At 69.9% G+C, this 17,557-nt stretch carries 21 protein-coding genes; 8 read left to right on the top strand and 13 right to left on the bottom strand.

Annotated features, from left to right (window positions below; translation table 11 throughout):
- Positions 1-492, top strand: coding sequence for a double winged helix-containing putative transcriptional regulator (locus HZS54_RS16635; RefSeq protein ID WP_179918209.1), 492 nt, complete (start codon positions 1-3; stop codon positions 490-492).
- A 24-nt stretch (positions 493-516) separates the two neighbouring features.
- Here the strand turns inward: HZS54_RS16635 and HZS54_RS16630 are convergent, their stop codons facing one another.
- Both HZS54_RS16630 and HZS54_RS16625 read right to left on the bottom strand, forming a co-directional pair.
- Positions 517-918: a hypothetical protein gene (locus HZS54_RS16630; protein WP_179918208.1), complete on the bottom strand. Its 402-nt coding sequence runs from the start codon at positions 916-918 to the stop codon at positions 517-519.
- Between the two features lie 258 nt (positions 919-1,176).
- The gene (locus HZS54_RS16625) at positions 1,177-2,388 is read right to left on the bottom strand and encodes a DUF6498-containing protein (protein WP_179918207.1); all 1,212 of its coding nucleotides are present in this window, start codon (positions 2,386-2,388) and stop codon (positions 1,177-1,179) included.
- A gap of 225 nt (positions 2,389-2,613) precedes the next feature.
- Here HZS54_RS16625 and HZS54_RS16620 point away from each other — a divergent pair, with 225 nt between their 5' ends.
- The gene (locus tag HZS54_RS16620; protein WP_179918206.1) at positions 2,614-3,333 is read left to right on the top strand and encodes a helix-turn-helix domain-containing protein; all 720 of its coding nucleotides are present in this window, start codon (positions 2,614-2,616) and stop codon (positions 3,331-3,333) included.
- A 30-nt stretch (positions 3,334-3,363) separates the two neighbouring features.
- Here HZS54_RS16620 and HZS54_RS16615 read toward each other — a convergent pair whose 3' ends face one another.
- The 3 genes from HZS54_RS16615 to HZS54_RS16605 form a co-directional block, all read right to left on the bottom strand.
- Positions 3,364-4,005 (bottom strand): alpha/beta hydrolase, encoded by a 642-nt coding sequence (locus HZS54_RS16615; RefSeq protein WP_179918205.1) that lies wholly within the window; start codon positions 4,003-4,005, stop codon positions 3,364-3,366.
- A 198-nt stretch (positions 4,006-4,203) separates the two neighbouring features.
- Positions 4,204-5,046 (bottom strand): beta-keto acid cleavage family enzyme, encoded by an 843-nt coding sequence (locus HZS54_RS16610; protein WP_179918204.1) that lies wholly within the window; start codon positions 5,044-5,046, stop codon positions 4,204-4,206.
- On the bottom strand, positions 5,043-5,264 hold the full coding sequence (locus tag HZS54_RS16605) for a hypothetical protein (protein ID WP_179918203.1): 222 nt from the start codon (positions 5,262-5,264) through the stop codon (positions 5,043-5,045). The genes HZS54_RS16610 and HZS54_RS16605 overlap by 4 nt, the downstream gene beginning before the upstream one ends.
- 95 nt (positions 5,265-5,359) lie before the next feature.
- Here HZS54_RS16605 and pyrF point away from each other — a divergent pair, with 95 nt between their 5' ends.
- The gene (gene pyrF, locus HZS54_RS16600) at positions 5,360-6,169 is read left to right on the top strand and encodes an orotidine-5'-phosphate decarboxylase (protein WP_179918202.1); all 810 of its coding nucleotides are present in this window, start codon (positions 5,360-5,362) and stop codon (positions 6,167-6,169) included.
- Positions 6,170-6,205: 36 nt separating this feature from the next.
- Here the strand turns inward: pyrF and HZS54_RS16595 are convergent, their stop codons facing one another.
- Complete coding sequence (locus tag HZS54_RS16595; protein WP_179918201.1) at positions 6,206-6,415, bottom strand: hypothetical protein; 210 nt, start codon at positions 6,413-6,415, stop codon at positions 6,206-6,208.
- A 140-nt stretch (positions 6,416-6,555) separates the two neighbouring features.
- Between HZS54_RS16595 and HZS54_RS16590 the strand changes: the two genes are divergently transcribed.
- From HZS54_RS16590 to HZS54_RS16580, 3 genes are all read left to right on the top strand, one after another.
- A complete protein-coding gene (locus tag HZS54_RS16590; protein ID WP_179918200.1) occupies positions 6,556-7,140 on the top strand; it encodes a J domain-containing protein in 585 nt (194 codons plus the stop codon).
- A 678-nt stretch (positions 7,141-7,818) separates the two neighbouring features.
- On the top strand, positions 7,819-8,490 hold the full coding sequence (locus HZS54_RS16585) for a phosphoglycolate phosphatase (RefSeq protein ID WP_179918199.1): 672 nt from the start codon (positions 7,819-7,821) through the stop codon (positions 8,488-8,490).
- Between the two features lie 174 nt (positions 8,491-8,664).
- The gene (locus HZS54_RS16580; RefSeq protein WP_179918198.1) at positions 8,665-10,338 is read left to right on the top strand and encodes a GTPBP1 family GTP-binding protein; all 1,674 of its coding nucleotides are present in this window, start codon (positions 8,665-8,667) and stop codon (positions 10,336-10,338) included.
- Between the two features lie 278 nt (positions 10,339-10,616).
- On the opposite strand, the gene HZS54_RS16575 is transcribed toward HZS54_RS16580, so the two are convergent.
- From HZS54_RS16575 to HZS54_RS16565, 3 genes are all read right to left on the bottom strand, one after another.
- Positions 10,617-11,567, bottom strand: a complete 951-nt coding sequence (locus tag HZS54_RS16575) for a hypothetical protein (RefSeq protein WP_179918197.1) — start codon at positions 11,565-11,567, stop codon at positions 10,617-10,619.
- Positions 11,568-11,676: 109 nt separating this feature from the next.
- On the bottom strand, positions 11,677-11,952 hold the full coding sequence (locus HZS54_RS16570; protein WP_179918196.1) for a hypothetical protein: 276 nt from the start codon (positions 11,950-11,952) through the stop codon (positions 11,677-11,679).
- 78 nt (positions 11,953-12,030) lie between these two features.
- The gene (locus HZS54_RS16565; protein WP_179918195.1) at positions 12,031-12,693 is read right to left on the bottom strand and encodes a helix-turn-helix domain-containing protein; all 663 of its coding nucleotides are present in this window, start codon (positions 12,691-12,693) and stop codon (positions 12,031-12,033) included.
- 85 nt (positions 12,694-12,778) lie between these two features.
- Here HZS54_RS16565 and HZS54_RS16560 point away from each other — a divergent pair, with 85 nt between their 5' ends.
- Positions 12,779-13,618, top strand: coding sequence for an SDR family oxidoreductase (locus HZS54_RS16560; RefSeq protein ID WP_179918194.1), 840 nt, complete (start codon positions 12,779-12,781; stop codon positions 13,616-13,618).
- A gap of 46 nt (positions 13,619-13,664) precedes the next feature.
- On the opposite strand, the gene HZS54_RS16555 is transcribed toward HZS54_RS16560, so the two are convergent.
- The 3 genes from HZS54_RS16555 to HZS54_RS16545 all read right to left on the bottom strand — a co-directional run bounded on the left by HZS54_RS16555 (position 13,665) and on the right by HZS54_RS16545 (position 15,287).
- Positions 13,665-14,351 carry an HAD family hydrolase gene (locus HZS54_RS16555; protein WP_179918193.1) on the bottom strand — a complete coding sequence of 229 codons (687 nt, stop codon included), beginning with the start codon at positions 14,349-14,351 and terminating at the stop codon, positions 13,665-13,667.
- A gap of 112 nt (positions 14,352-14,463) precedes the next feature.
- Positions 14,464-14,838 (bottom strand): DUF7993 family protein, encoded by a 375-nt coding sequence (locus HZS54_RS16550; RefSeq protein ID WP_179918192.1) that lies wholly within the window; start codon positions 14,836-14,838, stop codon positions 14,464-14,466.
- A complete protein-coding gene (locus HZS54_RS16545; RefSeq protein WP_179918191.1) occupies positions 14,838-15,287 on the bottom strand; it encodes a DUF2240 family protein in 450 nt (149 codons plus the stop codon). The genes HZS54_RS16550 and HZS54_RS16545 overlap by 1 nt, the downstream gene beginning before the upstream one ends.
- A gap of 145 nt (positions 15,288-15,432) precedes the next feature.
- Here HZS54_RS16545 and HZS54_RS16540 point away from each other — a divergent pair, with 145 nt between their 5' ends.
- A complete protein-coding gene (locus HZS54_RS16540) occupies positions 15,433-15,804 on the top strand; it encodes a 30S ribosomal protein S8e (protein WP_179918190.1) in 372 nt (123 codons plus the stop codon).
- Positions 15,805-16,222: 418 nt separating this feature from the next.
- On the opposite strand, the gene HZS54_RS16535 is transcribed toward HZS54_RS16540, so the two are convergent.
- The gene (locus tag HZS54_RS16535; protein ID WP_179918189.1) at positions 16,223-17,221 is read right to left on the bottom strand and encodes a phosphate uptake regulator PhoU; all 999 of its coding nucleotides are present in this window, start codon (positions 17,219-17,221) and stop codon (positions 16,223-16,225) included.
- Between the last annotated feature and the right edge of the window lie 336 nt (positions 17,222-17,557).

The raw sequence follows: 17,557 nt of genomic DNA, 5'->3' as shown, positions 1-17,557 counted from the left end.
GTGCGCTACAAGATCGTTCCCCCGGTTCGGGACCGGGCCTTCCTCGTCGACGCCCAGCGCGCCGTGCCGCTGGTCCCGGGGACGGTCGAGGACTGCTGTCTCCGGATCGTCGACGAGACGGCGGCGCCCTCCCGGGACGCCGCCCGGGAGTATCTCACCTTCCTCCAGGCGCTCGAACTCGTCGCGGAGACGCCGCGAGGGTTCAGGCGCCGACGCGTCGACGCGGCCGAAGCCGACCTCGGCGACGCCTTCGAGCGCCGGGTGTTCGGCGCGAGCGAGGTGCTCGACGCGCTCCGCGGGGCCGAGTCGCTGACTACCGCGGAGGCGTTCGACGAACTGCGCGACCACGTCCCCCGGTGGGAGCGCGACCGCCACACCGACTGGGAGGCCGAGTGGCTCGAACGGACCGAGCGGTTGCTCGGCTGGAGCGTCGCGTTCGGGTTGGCGACCCGAGACGACGGCGACCGGTATCGGTCGATCGAACGCTCGTGAATCGGTCGTCTCGGTCCGGCCGGTCTACTGGTCGCCGAGCCACTGGCGGGCTTCGGCCACGTCCGAAGTCAGGAACGGCGCCGCGCCGCTGGGATCCGCGCCGTCCATCATGCTCTCCACGTCCATCTCCGCGATCACGCTGTCCGGGTGGACGATCGCGGAGTACTCGAGGCCGACGTCGAGCGCGCGCGGCATCCAGTCGTTCCGTAGCCACTCCTGGTCCTCGGCGTCGTGAGCGTTGACGCTGCGCGTGTCGGTCAGAGCCTTGCTAGCGTTTTTCCGTTTGATAGCGTCGAGCAGCGCCTCGCACGCGTCCCTGAACGTCTGGCCGGAGACGTACTCGTCCCAGGTGAACACGATCGCTTCGATGTCGTCGTCCCATTCGATAGTGTAGTTCGTCGCGTCCTCGATGGTCTCGGCGGACATGGACGGTACGTTCTGACTCGTCCGCATAAACCGACCTATTCGAATATCATCTATGAAAACTAACTGTCGGCCGTCGACCCGACACCGACCGGGCCGAGTTCGTTTCGTGGCCCGGGGGAACCACGCGCTCGACACGCCGTAGCGTCCACGTGCGTATCGCTCCCGATGGCCGCTCTGTCGGGCGTGTCCGACAGCTCGACCGCCGCGTCGTCGTGCCGTCGTCGCGAACTGGTGTTTCAGCTAGCGGAGCCGAGGCCGTCAGCGGTCGAGCAGTTCCGCTATCGCCTCGGGGTCGGAGACGTACCCGACGAGGCGGTCGTCGCCCGAGTAGCTCTTCAGACGGGCGATTCCGAACCACTCCGGCAACAGCGACCGCAGGCGGCCGTCAGCGACGGTGAACTCGGAGATCTCTCCCCGCGGGACCGCCCACTGCGGTTCCTCCGTAAGTGCGTTGTACTCGACGACGGCGTCGGGATAGACCCGGTAGACGGTGTACGCGCCCAGGACCCAGCCGGCGACGACCTGCACACCGGCGCGGACGGCGACGATCGTCCCGATACCAGCGATAGCACCGACGACCGGACCGCGCGGCGTCCCCCACAACGCACCGCCGACGAGCATCCCCGTCAGTCCGCCGAGGAGGACGAGGAAGACCGTCACACCGAACACGGAGAGGAGGGCGCCGAGACAGGCCGCGACGACCACCACGGCACGCCGGTCGGTTCTGAACTCCGAGAGCGGGTCGCCGTCCGGCCGTTCGACCGTCGATCCCTCGCCGACCGTCTCGGCGTCGAAGACCGTCGAGTGGACGAATCCGGGGTTCCGAAGTTCGAGCGCGTCGTAGATACCCTTGGACGCGACGAGGACGAGCCCGAGCCCGATCCGAGGGAACGCGGTCGCGGTCACGGCACCGACGACCGGCGGTGCGACGAACGCGAGGACGAACAGCAGTGACAGGTACGTTCGAGAGACCCCGCCCGTCGCCGAGATGGTCTCGTATCCGCCGGTTCGGAGCCAGTCGGCGGTCTCGAACGACTGTCTGAGCAGCACCGCCAGCGCGGCCACGGCGGCCGACACCGGTGGAACGACCGGCTCCAACCACGGCACGACCTGAGCCGAAAGCACGAGCCCCCCGAACGGCCAGAACGCGACCCACGGGATCAGCCCCGCCAGGACGTACGGCACGTTCCGCGGGTACACCGGCGGGAGCCACCGGACCGGTCGGAACCCGCCCCGCACCTCCGCGAGCGCCGACAGGGGAAGCGGCGCCCGGAGCGGTCTGTACTCGTCGGACGGCGGCAGCTCCGCGAACAACCCCTGTACGGCCTCCCTGACGACGACGACGCCCGCCTCGAACCAGTACAGCAGGAGAAGCAACCGCGGGTTCCAGCCGAAGACGAACAGCCCCGCGAGAAGCACCAGATTCGAGAACACCGCCGCGTACAGCGTTCGTCGGGACTCTCCGGCCATCGTTCGGGATCGAGGATACATCACACCCACGTGTGAAATTTACGTTACCTACGCGGGGTATCGTCCCGACCGTCGGGACGGGATCGGGTCCCGCGTTCGTCGGGCGGTCGGTCGTTGTAGATGCCCAACGATCCCACCGACTGGCCCGTGTCATCTCGCTCGGACGACACTGTCGATTCGTCGCGAATCGAAACTCCTTAGCTATATCCAACCTATCGGGCGAACATGCGGGAGTTCGAGTTCGTGCTGACCTACCGAGAGGGGGCCGACGAGCTGATGGACGTGTTCGTCGAGCGGACGGGGCTGCGCGCCCAGACGGCGGCGTGTTTCGCCAACGACCGGTCGATGTGGCGCGTCGACCACGTGCTGGGCCCGCCCGAGGCGCTCGACGCCGTCGAGGAGCACTTCCTCGACGAGACGACGTGCAACGAGTGTCTGGACGTGGCCGGCTGTGACTCCAGCCGCGAGTACCAGGTCGTCAGTTCCGACCCCGAACACCGCGTCTACTTCACGCGTCGCGAGGAGATCCAGCACTGCCACTCGATCCCCTACCTCGCCGTCGACCACGTCGGCGACGGCCTCCTGATCGAGGCCGAGCGGCGCGACGACGAGTACGTCTGGCGGCTGCTGATCCCCGACGACTGCGCCGTCGGCGAACTGTACGACCGGATCGACGCCCAGCTCCGCGAGGGCATCTCGCTGGAACTCGGGCACGTCTCGGACCCGCAGAACTGGAACGGCGGCTTCGGCACCGCCGGCCTCCTCACGCCGGAGGAACGGGAGACCGTCGCGAGCGCGGTCGAAGCGGGCTACTACGGCACGCCGCGGGACGCCACCGTCGCGGACCTGGCCGAGCTGCTCGACACGCCCCACTCGACGGTGCAGTACCGCCTCCAGCGCGCCGAGGAGAAGATCGTCGAACGCTTCGCCTCGGAGACGCTCTGACGGGTCAGAAAGGGAGCGTCGGCCGGCGACTCAGTCGTCGACCAGGTCCGCGACCATCCCGCTCACGTACTCGACCTCGTCGTCGTTGACGCCGTGGCCCATCCCCGGATAGATACGCTCCTCTACGTCCGCCTCCAGATTCTCCAGCACCTCCGTCGTCACGTGGACGCGCTCCTCGGGGATGTGCGGGTCCACGTCGCTGCAGCCGACGAACGAGGGGGTTCCTTCCAGCGACCCCTCGAACGCCGCGGGGTCGACCGTCTCGCCGATGAGCCCGCCGGAGAAGGCGACGTGGCCGCCGTAGCGCTCGGGGTTGCGCGCCACGAACTCCGACCCGAGACAGGCGCCCTGTGAGAACCCGAGGATCAGGACCCGCTCGGTGGGGATCCCGGCGTCGTTCGCCTCGCCGAGGGCGTCCTCGATGGCCTGCAGGCCCGACGAGCGACCGGGTTCGTTCGACTCGACCGGTTCGAGGAAGGAGTTGGGGTACCAGGTGTTGCGCGCGGCCTGTGGGGCGAGCAGGGCGACGCCGTCCTCGTGGAGTTGCCGCCCCATCTGTAGGATGCTCTCGGCCGTCGCGCCGCGGCCGTGGACCAGGATCATGGCGGCCTCGGCCTCGTCGAGCGGCGTCCCACCCGTCGCGAGCTGTTGTCCCTGATGGGGACCGTCCATTCAGGCCACCTCCGCGGGGGGAGTCGGGTGTTCGTCCGTCGGTGTCGCTCCGAGCGCGCGTCGCTGGGCGGTCATAGACGTCTATACGGTGTCGCCATACAAAGGCGCTCGCCGACATCGGCGCCACCCGATGACATCGGCGTTACCGGTCCGACCAGCGTGCCCCGCGGTCCCGGAGTCCCACGCAGTCGCCGGGAATCAGAGACCCAGAACGTCCCGCGCCTGTGAGGTGTCGGCAACCTCCCGGCCGAGTTCGTCGGCGACTCGGACCACGCGCTCGACGAGCTGGGCGTTGCTCTCGGCGAGTTCGCCCTGCCGGTAGTAGACGTTGTCCTCCAGGCCGACGCGGACGTTCCCGCCGAACAGGATCCCCATCGTCGCGAAGGGGAGCTGGTGGCGGCCGAACCCGAGCGTGTTGAACAGCGCGCCCTCGGGGAGGTTGTCGATCGCGTTCAGGAAGTTCCGGGGTCGCGGCCGCGTCAGCGTCCCCGGCCCGAAGATGAGCGTCGCGTAGACCGGATCGGCCAACTCACGTCGGTCGAGCAGCCCGTGGATCTCGTTGAGGTGACCGTCGTTGAACACCTCCAGTTCGGGCTTGATACCGCGGTCGGCCATCTCGTCGTACAGCGCATCGATGGTGGCGAGCGTGTTCTCGCTCGTCAGTCGGTCGTAGCGGTTCAGCGGCCCCATGTCGAGCGACGCCATCTCCGGCGGCGGGTCGGTCCGCAGCGACAGGTGTCGTTTCTCGGTCGGGGCCTGGGTCGCGCCGGTCGTGTGCTGGATGATCACGTCGTCGGTGTACCGCCGGATCGCCTCGTCGATGGCCTGGAAGCGCTCGGTCGAGAACGCCCGCTCGCCGTTGTCCCTCCGGGCGTGGACGTGGACGACCGACGCGCCAGCCGCCTCGACCTCCCCCGCTGCCTTCCCGATCTCCTCCGGCGTCTCGGGCAGGTTCGGGTTGGCCTCCTTGCCGTGGATCCCGCCCGTCAGCGCCGCCGTGACGACGACCGGCTCGTCGGCGAGAAAGCGCTCGTAGCTCACGCGTCGTCGCCCTCCCCTCGACCGTCGGACTCGTCGCCGTCCCCGGCGTGGTCGAGATATATCTCGCAGTCCTCGGCGTGGTCGAGGTCGAACCGGTCGTTACAGATGTCCGCGCGCATCGGCTGGACGAACCGTTCGGCGGCCTCGCAGTAGGCGCGCGCTTCGTCGAAGCTCGCGCCGTCGGCCGACTCGCGGTAGGCGAGGTAGGGACAGGTCACACCTCGAATTACGGGAGTAGCGAGTTAACGGTTCTCACGCTGTCCCCCCGTCGGGAGTCGCACACTTTTTTACCGGACTCGGCGAGTGGCCGAGTATGAACTTCTTCGACCGACTGGCCGACCGCATCGCGACCGTCGACAGCGTCGTCTCGGTGGGGCTCGACCCCGACCCCGCGCGGATCCCCGACCACCTCCAGGAGCACGACCTGCCGCGCTGGGCGTTCAACCGCCGCATCATCGACGCGACGCACGAACACGCCGCGGCGTTCAAGCCCAACGCTGCCTTCTACGAGGACCCCGACGGCTGGACGGCACTCCGGGAGACCGTCGCCTACGCCCACGGCAAGGACGTGCCCGTCCTGCTGGACGCCAAACGGGCCGACATCGGCAACACCGCCCGCAAGTACGCCGAACTGCTCGACGACGACGGGATGGACATCGACGCCATCACCGTCAACCCCTACCTCGGTCGCGACGCGCTGGAGCCGTTCCTCTCCCGCGAGGACAAGGGCGTCATCGTCCTCTGTCGCACCTCCAACCCCGGCGGCGCCGACCTGCAGGGCCTCGAACTCGAGACCGGCGAGCCGCTCTACGAACGGGTCGCCGCCATGGCCGACCTGTGGAACGGCAACGACAACGTCGGGCTCGTCGTCGGCGCCACCGCGCCGGAGGAACTGGAGGAGGTCCGCGAGATCGTCCCCGATATCCCGTTCCTCGTCCCCGGCGTCGGCGCGCAGGGCGGCGACGCCGAGGCGGCCGTGGAGTACGGCCTCGCCGACGGCGTCGGCCTCGTCAACTCCTCGCGCGGGATCATCTTCGCCGGCGAGGACGAGGGCGAGGCGTTCGCCGACGCCGCCGGCCAGGCCGCCAAGCGACTGAAAAAGCGGCTGAACCGGTATCGGTAGCGCGGCGCGGTCGGGCCGGCGGCGTCCGCCGCCGGCTCAGAACTCGTAGGTGTCGACGCCGTCGGGGGCGTCGTCGCCGACCCCGGTCGGGTCGCCCGGGTCGCCGCCCTCGACCTCGGCGACGCACTCGCTGCAGATACTCAGTTGCGCGTCGAAGTGCCGGTCACACACTAGGTTCCCGCAGCGGTCACAGGTGTGGTCGACCTCGGGGCGCTGGCAGATCTCGCAGAGCCCGGATACGCTCATGCGACTCCGTAACAGGCGAATCCCTAAAGGGGTTGGGCGGGACGTGGGAAGGGTTTCATATCGGGTCGACAGCGGGGAATCGCCGAGCGGCGCCCGCCGCGTCCGAGACGTTTAGGGGGCACCGACGCCAAGGGGCGAGCGTGTACGGTTCCCGACTCGTCTCGGCGCTCGCCGCCGTCTTCGCGGCCATAGCCGTCCTCTTCGCTATCTTCGGGTTCGCCGCGAACGTCGGCTTCTTCGCCGTCGCGGCGCTGTTCGGCGCCGTCGCGTACTTCATGTGGTACCACGCCTCCGGCCGGTTCGCCCAGCGGCTCTACCGCGGCGTCGAGGAGCGAGCCGCACCCGGTGACGGCGGCCGCGGCGGACCTGCCGGACGCGGCGGCTTCGGCGCCGGTCCCCGCGAGGACTGGGAACCGCCGCGCGACGAGGACGCGCGTCGTCGGGCACGTACGGCGGGCGGTCAGCAGACACGCGGCGGTCGACGCCAGCGCCGGCAGGCCCGCGCGGGCGGCCAGCGCCGCCGACGGGCGGCCGCTGCCGCCCAACCGAGCGGTCCGACGGCCGCCGAAGCCTACGACACGCTCGAACTGGACCGCGGCGCCGACGAGGACGCCGTCAAGGCCGCCTACCGCGAGAAAGTCAAGGAGGTCCACCCCGACTCCCCCGACGGCGACGAGGAGGAGTTCAAACAGGTGCAGTCGGCCTACGAACGGCTGACCGACTGAGTATCGTCCCGTTCGGTTCGATGTGCGAGTTGAGTGGTTGTTTCTGTTGGATGAATCGTGAAAGGAAGTCGACCGCCAGCGACCGCACTTGACGGGGACCGCAGGTGGTGAAAGCCCTCGGCGTGCTCGCTAGCTTGCGTTTGGACCGCACTCGACGGTGAGCGATGAAAGCCCTCGCCGCGCTCGCGGTCGCTGAGCGGGATATCCGCGCTCTCCGCACGGCCCGCGCGGATAGTGCCCCTCAGGCGACTAAAATGGACGCGAGCGCGCCTCGCCCTTTCAGTCCACCAGGACCGTACAGCACCGCACAGCAACCGCAGACGGCCTCACACCTCCCCAGCCTCTTGCGATGCTCGCAGGCTGCGCTTCTCATCCCTCGCGCGGCTACGTCGCGCGCACGAGAGCGCGCGACAGCACGCGCCAACCGCACCGCTACCGACATCACCTGCAGATAGCATCCGGCGCCGCAGGCGCCGGTTCACCGGCTGCGCGGGAGCGGAGCGACCAACGCAGCCGGCCTTTTTTCACCCATGTTTTTTGCCGGGGGTCGAGGTGCGAGCCCACCGGCTCGCGCCGACGCCCCCGGCAAAAAAGATGGCTGCACTGAGCGGCCATCGAACGCGGTGTCGCCGGCACTTTCACACACGCTTTTGCTCGCGGAGCGCCCAGGACGGACCAGTGACGCCACCGCTCGCCGTCGACATCGACGGAACGCTCACCGACGAGGACCGCGCCGTCTACCCGCCTGTCCTGCCCGTCCTCCGGGAGTGGGACGCCCCCGTAGTGCTCGCGACGGGTAAGGCGCTCCCCTATCCCGTCGCTCTCTGCGAGTTCGCCGGCGTCGAGCGGACGGTCGTCGCCGAGAACGGGGGCGTCGCGTTCGTCCACGCGACGGACGACCTGCTCTTTCTCGGCGACCGCGAGGCCGCCCAGAACGTCGTCGACGAGTACGTCGAGACCGGCCACGAACTCGGCTGGGGGTCTCACGACCTGGTCAACCGCTGGCGCGAGACGGAGGTGGCCGTCAGCCGCGAGGCGCCGCTGGAGCCGCTCCAGCGGATCGCCGCCGACCACGGCCTCGAGGTCGTCGACACTGGCTTCGCCTACCACGTCAAATCGCCCGACGTGAGCAAGGGCCGGGCCCTCGAAGCCGTGGCCGAGCGGCTGGATCGGGACCCCACCGACTTCGTCGCCGTCGGCGATTCCATCAACGACGTGTCGACGTTCGAGGTCGCGGGACGGTCGTTCGCGGTCGCCAACGCCGACGAGCCCGCCCGGGAGACGGCGGACGAGGTGCTCGACGCCGCGTACGGCGAGGGATTTCTCGAAGCCGTCGAGCGAGTGCGGTAGCGGCGGGACTGTCCACGACCGAGCAGGGGGCCGCCCGTGACCGACGCAGTCCCCCGACCGTCGAACGCGCTCACGACCGCTCGGGACCGATACGGAGCGCTCGGGAGTGCTACGGACGGGAATCGGGCCCAAACTCGGAGAAGGCTTTTGTACCGGCCACCGTTACCGACTCGCATGAGCCCCGACCGGGCCGCCCTCGAACGCGCCATCGAGCGCGGTGAGCGCGAGGGCGGCAGCGTCGAGTTCAAAGAGCGGCTCACGAAGGACCTCCATCTGGCGGACGGCCGCCGTGAGTCGCTGGCCGCCCAACTGCGCCACCGCGTCCTCTCCGGCGACGGCGAGGCCACCTACGTCGTCGGCGTCACCGACGACGGCGCCCTCGCGGGCATCGCCCCCGACGAGTTCACCGAGTCGATGGACGTGCTGAGCCTGCTGGCCGAGGAGGCCGACGCCCACATCGAGAACGTCGAGACCTGGGGCGTCGACGCCGACGGCCGCGCTAAACCGAAAGGCGACGCTCGCTCCGCCGACTCCGCCGGCCCCGCGGACGCGCCCGCCGAGGGCATCGTCGGCGTCGCGACGGTGCGGGAGGGCGCGGTGCTGGAGGACGACGAACACATCGTCGTCGGCACCGCCGGCCACGTCGACCACGGCAAGTCCACGCTCGTCGGCACGCTCGTCACCGGCCAGCCCGACGACGGCGAGGGCGGCACCCGCTCGTATCTCGACGTACAGCCCCACGAGGTCGAGCGCGGCCTCTCCGCCGATCTGTCCTACGGCGTCTACGGCTTCGACGACGACGGTCCCGTGCGGATGGACAACCCCGACCGCAAGTCCGACCGCGCCCGCGTCGTCGAGGAGGCCGACCGACTCGTGAGCTTCGTCGACACCGTCGGCCACGAGCCCTGGCTGCGCACCACCATCCGCGGCCTCGTCGGCCAGAAGCTCGACTACGGGCTCCTGACCGTGGCGGCCGACGACGGCCCTACCAAGACCACCCGCGAACACCTCGGGATCCTGCTCGCGACGGACCTGCCGACGATGGTCGTCGTCACGAAGGCGGACATCGTGAGCGACGAGCGCCTCGACGAGGTCGAACGCGAGGTCGAGCGCCAGCTGCGCGAGGTCGGCAAGACGCCGCTATCGGTGGCGCGCCACGGCGTCGGCGCCGCCGTCGAGGAGATCGACGACACCGTCGTCCCCGTGCTCGCGACCAGCGCGGTCACGATGGACGGCATGGACACCCTCGACGAACTGCTGGAGCGGCTCCCCAAGACCGCCGGGCCGACCGACGACGAGTTCACGATGTACGTCGACCGCTCGTACAAGGTCACGGGCGTCGGCGCGGTCGCGTCTGGGACGATCCGCTCCGGGCGCGTCGAGGCGGGCGACGAACTCCTGCTCGGGCCGATGCAGGACGGCGGCTTCCGCGAGGTGGAGGTCCGGTCGATCGAGATGCACTACCACCGCGTCGACCGCGCGAAGGCCGGCCGCATCGTCGGCATCGCGCTGAAGGGCGTCCGCGAGGCCGACGTGGAGCGCGGGATGGTCCTCCTGCCCCGCGACGCCGACCCCGACCCCGTCCGGGAGTTCGAGGCCGAGGTGATGGTGCTGAACCACCCGACCCGCATCGGCGAGGGGTACGAGCCGGTCGTCCACCTCGAAACCGTCAGCGAGGCCGCCGTCTTCTCCCCCGAGGACGGGCGCCTGCTCCCCGGCGACTCGGGGAGCGCTCGCGTCCGCTTCAAGTTCCGACCCTACATGGTCGAGGAGGGCCAGCGGTTCGTCTTCCGCGAAGGCCAGTCCAAGGGCGTCGGGAAGGTCGTGGACGTGGACCCGACGGAGTAGCGGTCGCCGGCACCGGTGCGGATTCTCGGCAAGCGGGTGTTACGGGCGCGGTAGCCACCGACCACTCGTCGCCAGCGACCGGTTACGCTCCGCTAAGACGCGGGTACCGCGAGAAACGCCGTCCAACCGCCGTCCCCCGATTCCTACCGGTACGCTACCGCTCGGACAGCCGGTTGGTAACTTTGACCGGTGGCGTCCAGGGGACCACACGCGTGCGGGGCGACGCGACGAGCGCGGGTTCCGCGCGCGGGAGATAACCAATGAGTTTCGAGAACCAGTCAAACCGACAGGAACCGTTCGAGCAGCAACAGCAGATGAACCAGCCCCAACAAGGGATGAACCAGCAGCCGACACAGCAGCAGGGATCCATCCCCGCGACTCAGCAGCCGAGCGGGCAGCAGGCCGGCTTCCCCGGTCAGCAGGGTCGCGGCGCCGACCAGGGCGCCCAGGACCGGCGCCACTCCCAGCAGTTCCGCCAGCGGATGAGCCAGATCGCCCAGCAGCGACCCCGTGACCCCCAGACCGGTCAGTTCCTGCCCACAGGATCGCAGGGCACCCAGCAGCAGCTGAGTCAACAGCCCCAGACACAGCAGCTGGGTCAACAGCCCCAGACGCAACAGTCTCAGCAGCCGCAGAGCCAACAGATGGGTCAGCAGCCACAGACCCAGCAGATGAGCCAACAGCCCCAGACCCAGCAGCTGGGTCAGCAGCCGCAGAGTCAACAGCCCCAGACCCAGCAGATACAGGCCCAGCAGCCCCAGACGCAACAGTATCAGCAGCCGCAAAGCCAGCAGATGGGTCAACAGCCCCAGACGCAGCAACTCGGCCAGCAGCCACAGACCCAGCAGACGAGTCGGCAACCGCAGACGCAGCGACTCGGCCAGCAGCCGACTCAGCAGCAGGGGAACATCCCCGCGGCGCAGCAGCCGAGCGGGCAGCAGGCCGGCTTCCCCGGTCAGCAGGGTCGCGGCGCCGCCCAGGGCGCTCAGGACCGGCGCCACTCCCAGCAGTTCCGGGAGTTCCAGCACCAGAAGGCCGAACACCAGCCCCGTGACCCTCAGACGGGCCAGTTCCGCTCCGAGAACCAGGGGACCCAGCAGGGACAGCAGGGTCAGCAGGGCCAGCAGAGTCAGAGCGGCGGCCAGATGTACGCCCAGCGAACCCAGCAAGACCAACAGTCCGAGATCGGCACCCAGCAGCAGAACTGGCAGTAGGCTCCGGGCAGCCACCGTCTACCGACGGTCGACACCGCGATACCGGCTATTTTTTCGAGCATCGGCCCCGCCAGCGGCGGCTATCTGGCGACCGTGATCCCGGAGAAGAGCATCGATACCGGCGTCAGGACTCCATCTTCGCGACGATCTCGTCGGCGGCGTCGCGGGCCTCGCTCTCGTCGTCGACGCCGTCGACCGGAACGAGGACGCTCTGGGCGGTCCACTCCTCGTTGCCGTGCTCGTCGCCGGTGCGGACTTCGGCGTCCGAGACGACGGAGCCGGCCACGTTCGCCGCCCAGTCCGGCGTCCGGATCTCGTCGAACTCGTCGGGGTCGCGGTAGCGCACGTGGTAGTAGTTCTCGCTCTGTTCGACGCCCTGGATCGACCGGGAACTCGCCATACCGGGCGGTAGCGCCGCCCCGCCGGAGAGTCGTCTGCCGGCAATGGAAAGGACCGACCGCCACGGGGAACGCGGCCGCTACTCGCCGCCCAAGACGGCCCGGAGGAGCTTCGACTCGGCCTTCCGCAGGTGCTCGGCGGCGGTGCTGGGCGCGCATCCGAGGGCGTCGGCGACCGCCTCGTGGTCCGCGGTCCGCGGCACGTCGTAGTAGCCCAGGTCGATGGCGGCCTCGGCGGCCTCGCGCTGGCGGTCGGTGAGCCGCGCCGTCGGCGCGACGCGGGAGGTCGCCAGCGACCCGACCGCCTCGACGGTCACGTCGATGGCCTCGGGGATCGCGTCCATCGCCGCCTGGAGTTCCTCGTCGGGGCCGAAGACGGTGAGCGTCACGGTCCCGTCGGCGCCGTAGACGACCGGCGGGACGACGACGAGCCCGCCCCGGCTTACCGGGCCGAACAGCGCCGCGAGCGACGGGGTCGTCGCGTCGCGGACGTAGACGTAGAAGGCGTCATCGCCCACTGGTTCGATGTCGTAGCCGACGACCGCGTCGATGTCGTCGGCCGTCGCGGCGAAGGCGTCGGCGTCACCCTCGACGTGGTGGAGGATGCCCAGCGCGTCGCCGGTGAAGTTCCACTGCAGCGCCGTCGCCCGCTCGACGAACGGCGCGTTCGTCAGCACGCCGTACATCGGGTGGATCTCCCCCTCCCTGCCGTGGGCGGTGATCGACACTCGGAGGCGCTTCACGGTCGACGGTCCGCCCACCGATGAGATAAATCCGCCGGACAGGTGCGGCAGTATCCACAGGGGCGCCGCCCGCGTCGTCCCGAATATGAGCGACGTACTGGTGACCGGTGCGACGGGGACCCTCGGCGGGGCGCTCGTCGCGCAGCTCGCCGACGACGGGTGGCGAGTGCTGGCGGCGAGCCGGACCCCGACCGAAGCCTCGGCGGTCGGCGGGGCGAGCGACGCCGACGCGGTCGAGTGGGTCGAGCTGGACCTAGTCGAGGGAGTCGGGATCGAGCGTGGGGTCAAGAGGGCCGACGCGGTCGTCCACGCGGCGACGGCGCCGCGGGGCGATGCCGAGGTCGTCGACGTTCGCGGGACCGAGCGCCTGCTCGACGCCGCAGCGTCCGCGAGCGTCGAGCACTTCCTCTACCCCTCTATCGTCGGCGTCGACGCGATCCCGTTCTCCTACTACGAGCGCAAGCGCGAGGCCGAGCGGGCGGTCGAGGCGAGCCCGGTCCCGTCGACGGTCCTGCGGGCGACGCAGTTCCACGCCTTCGTCGCCGATATCCTCGGCCTGGTCGCGAAGCTCCCGGTCTGGCCGCTGCCGACGGAGCTGCGGGCCCAGCCGGTCGACCACCGGGAGGTGGCCGACGCGCTCGTCGACCGCCTCGCCGGCGAACCGGTGGACCGCGCGGACCCGGTCGGCGGCCCGGCGGTCCGCACGCTCGGCGAGCTGGCGAGGGCGTACCGCGAGGCCCGGGGGCTCCGGCGGCCGATCGTTCGGGTGCCGGTCCCGGGCGGCGTCGCGAGGGAGTTCCGGAACGGGACGGCCACCTGCCCCGACCGCGCTGTCGGGGCCGTGACCTGGGAGTCGTGGCTGGCCGAGAAGTACGGCGGGTCGACCGAATCGGCGGCCGAGCGTGCGGGCGCGCACTCCGGGTGACCGAGGCCGGTACCGAGAACGCGGCCGGCGGTCGCGGACCGCTCGCTCAGCCCCAGGGCTCCTCGGCGAGGTCGTGGAGCGACTCGACGACGTGATGGGGTTCGGGGTCGTGGTCGAACGGCGGCTCGCCCTCGGCGAGCCAGACGGAGCGCAGGCCCGCGGCGTGGGCGCCGGTCACGTCCGAGGCGTGGGAGTTGCCGACGTGGACGGTCCGGTCGGCGTCGACGCCGAGTTCCTCCAGTGCGAGGTGGAACGGTTCCGGGTCGGGCTTGTACGGCGCGTCGTGGCCGCCGTGGACGATCACCTCGAAGCGGTCCTCGATGCCGAGGCCGGCGAGCTTCTGGGACTGCATCCACGGGTCGCCGTTGGTGACCATGCCGACCCGGTAGGCGTCGGCCAGCGCGTCGAGCGCGCGCTCGGCGCCGTCGAGGAAGCGGACGTTCGCCTGGTCCCGTTCGTCGGTGTAGATGTCGGCGATCTCCTCGCCGACGGCCTCGCCGTGGCCCGCCTCGGCGGCGAAGGTCCCGAACGCCGCGCGGCGGGTGTCGCGGATGTCGTCGCCGGAACCGGCCTCGGAGAACTCGCCCAGGCGCTCGATGTACTCCTCGGCGTCGAAGAAGGGCTCGACGCCGACGCGCTCGAAGGCGATCGCCAGGATGTCGTCGGCGCTGCGCTCGTACGTACAGATGGTGTCGTCCAGGTCGAAGAGAACGGCCTCCACTGGCCCCGTCATTGCGCGATAGTAGCGGCCCGGCGGCCAAAAACCGGTCGGTCCGATGTCGGCGGACTGCGGTCCGGTGTCGGCGAACCGCGGTCCGCCGCCCGCGACGCCCGCGGGGCCGAACTCACTCCCCGTCCGAGAGTCCGGCGAGCAGCGCGTCGACGGCGCGCTTGACGGCCGCGCCCGACTCGATCCGGACCGCACCGTCGTCGGTCGCCGTCAGCCCCGGCCCGTCCACCGCAGCGCGGACTCGCTCGGCGTCCACCGGACCCGCGCCAGCGATCGCCAGTTGCGCCGCATCGGGGTAGAGCCGGACGGTACCGACCCGTTCGTCGCAGTAGGCGACGCCGTAGCCGACGGTGCCCTCGGGAGCGGGCTCGGCGTCCGGGTCGGCGTCGACGACGGACACGTCCCCGAGGGCGCCCCGGTCGCGACCGGAGAGCTCCGAGGAGAGCAACTGGGCGATCCGCTTGCCGTCGGTGACGCGGTCCTCGACCATCAGTCGCCCCCCAGCTCCCCCGCGGCGCGGTCGGCGAGGTCGCCGAGTTCGACGCCCTCGCGGCGGGCGTAGACGACCGCCGCGGCCTCGACGGTGACGCCGAGTTCCGACTGCAGGCGGTTGACCGCCGCGACCGCGTCCTGTTTCTCGACGCCCGACTGGACGATAGCGTCGAGCGCGCGCTCGAAGTTCGACCGCTGGCGCAACACGTCGTCGCCGGGGACGAACCCGCCGGGCACCGTCACCTCCCGCGGTTCGAACGTCGGGGCGAGGTCGTCGTCCTCGCGGTCGAGCAGCCCCTCGGTGACGGCTACGTCGACGAGCCGCTTGGCCTGCTCGGGGGAGAACCACTCGCGGTCGAGCGAGAGCGCGACGACGAACTCGCTCTCCGAGAGGGACTCGCGGCCCTTCGCCCGGAACGGGACGGCGACGGCGCGGCGCAGACTCATCGTCCGTCGATGGGCGCGTCCCGGAACGTAACGTTGCCGGTCGCCGCCCGGGAGCCCCCACCCGACGACGCGCGGCCGTCGCGCTCGGAGCGGACGGCGACCGGGAGTCGAGAGGTTCAAGTAGACGCTGGGCGACTGCACGGGTATGAAGTTCCAGGGACGCTCCCCTCGCAAGCGCACCGGCGGTCGACGCCGGAACTTCCGGAAGAAGAAAAAGCACGAACTGGGCGACCAGCCGACCGAGACCCGCGTCGGCGAGACGAGCCTCAAGACGGTCGACGCCCGCGGCAACACCGAGAAGGTCCGCGCGGTCACCGCCGACACCGCCAGCGTCGCGGCCGACGGCGAGGTCGTCGCCGCCGAGATCGAGGACGTCGAGGAGAACCCCTCGAACCCCAACTACGTGCGCCGGAACATCATCACCAAGGGCGCCATCATCGCCACCAGCGAGGGCCGCGCCCGCGTCACCTCCCGCCCCGGCCAGGACGGCCAGATCAACGCCGTTCTCGTCGAATAACGGCAGTCTCCTCTCCGATTTCGCCGCAGCCGACGCCGCCAGCCGCGGGTCCGGCGTCGGGCGAGTCTATATACCGATCCGATCCCATCGGTTCCGAAGGGGAGTCCCCAGTACCCCTCTTAGCGAGGCTTATCCCGGCCGGTCCACCAGAAGGCGATGGCGTGCGGCGCTCATCACCGAGCGCGCCACCGAGCACTGCCACCCCGTTCGACGCGCGCGCCGCACGTCCCGTTCGCGACTGCCACCTCGTCCGGGGCACCCATCCCCGTTTTCGGTCCCGCCCGGTAGCCGCCGCTCCCGACTGTCGCGAGAGACACCGAGAGCGGTAGGTAGAGGCCACTAACGTCGGAATATCCGCACAACGGGGAAGTCTCGGGGCCGCGCGAAACCGTTCGAGCGGCGGCGAGGCGGTCGGGCCTCAGGGCGAGGGCGCCGCTTTCTGGAGGGCGCTCTCGGCGATGTTGCCGCCGTAGTCGGCGGTCCGCGACAGGGAGTCGACGACGAGCCCGAGCGACTGGGCGAGTTCGGGGTCGTCCAGGTCGCGGATCACGTCGTCGACGTCGCGGGCGCGCTCGTCGATGTCGGGCAGGTCAGCGCGGGCGTCGGTCGCGAGCGCGACGGCCTCGTCGGAGTCGTCTTCGAGCAGGGCGTCCATCGCGGTCTCGGGCACGGTGACCGCCGCGGTCTGGAGGTCGCTCAGCACCTCGGCGACCGACTCGTTGACCGGGCCGATCTCCAGGGCGATGGTCGCGATCTTCGTCGCGTGGTCGGCGATCCGCTCCAGCTGTCGGGCGCTGGACTGGTAGTCGAAGACGGTCTCGCGGGGGAAGCCGATCTCGGTGGCGGCGGCCGGGTTGCGCAGCACCGTCCGGAACACCCGCGAGACCATGTACCACAGGCGGTCGACGTCGTCGTCGCGCTCGATCACGTCGTGAGCGAGTTCGTCGTCGTCCTCCAGCAACGCCGTCACCGCGTCCGAGAGCATCGTCAGCGAGACCAGCCGCATCCGCGTGATCGCGTTGTGGACCGACAGCTCCGAGGAGTCGAGGAGATCCTGCAGGACCACCCGCTCGCCCGTCTCCTCGATGACCTCCAGCCCGACCAGTCCCTGGGTCGCCTCGCGGATAGTGCGGCGCTGGCCAGCGGTGACGCGTGGCGCCTCGAAGTTGATGACGTCGAACCCGCTGACGTACATCGTCATGACCGCGCGCGTGAGCCGATCGCCCTCCAGCCCGTCGATCTCGATCGACCCCCTCTCGCGCTCCTCCTCGCTCTTGGGGGAGAGCAGGAGGATGTCCTCTTCCGAGTGGAACTCGACGACGCTCCCCGCGCTCACGTCGTTCTCCGTCGCCCAATCCTTCGGCAGAGACACCGTGTACGTGGACCCGCCCGTGACCTGGACCTTGCGCGTCTCCATAGCTACCCGTGGTCGACACTGGCAAATAAATCAACCCCTTTCTATATATTTACAACTACGTACCGGTATATTGCAGAATATATCGGGCCGGATCGGCCCGCACCCGGTGGATAGTCGCGGCGAACTCTGATACGTACGTCCCCCTATAATCGGCTATATATCCATCAGAGGCCGGTATGATGGGCGTATCCGGCCGATCGATCGAGGCCGTCACGACGGTGACGGTTCACCCGGCGAGGGGCCCCGTTCCGGGTCGTGGATCCCGCAGCGGGTCCGTGATACGGCCCATGTGCGTACACATCTCGGCTCAGAACGGCATCGAACGTCCGGTTTCGC

The sequence above is a fragment of the Halosimplex pelagicum genome (genome assembly GCF_013415905.1).
In the GTDB taxonomy this organism is placed as follows: Archaea; Halobacteriota; Halobacteria; order Halobacteriales; family Haloarculaceae; genus Halosimplex; species Halosimplex pelagicum.
The sequence above is the reverse complement of the archived record's forward strand: the minus strand, read 5'-3'. Positions and strand labels throughout refer to the sequence as shown.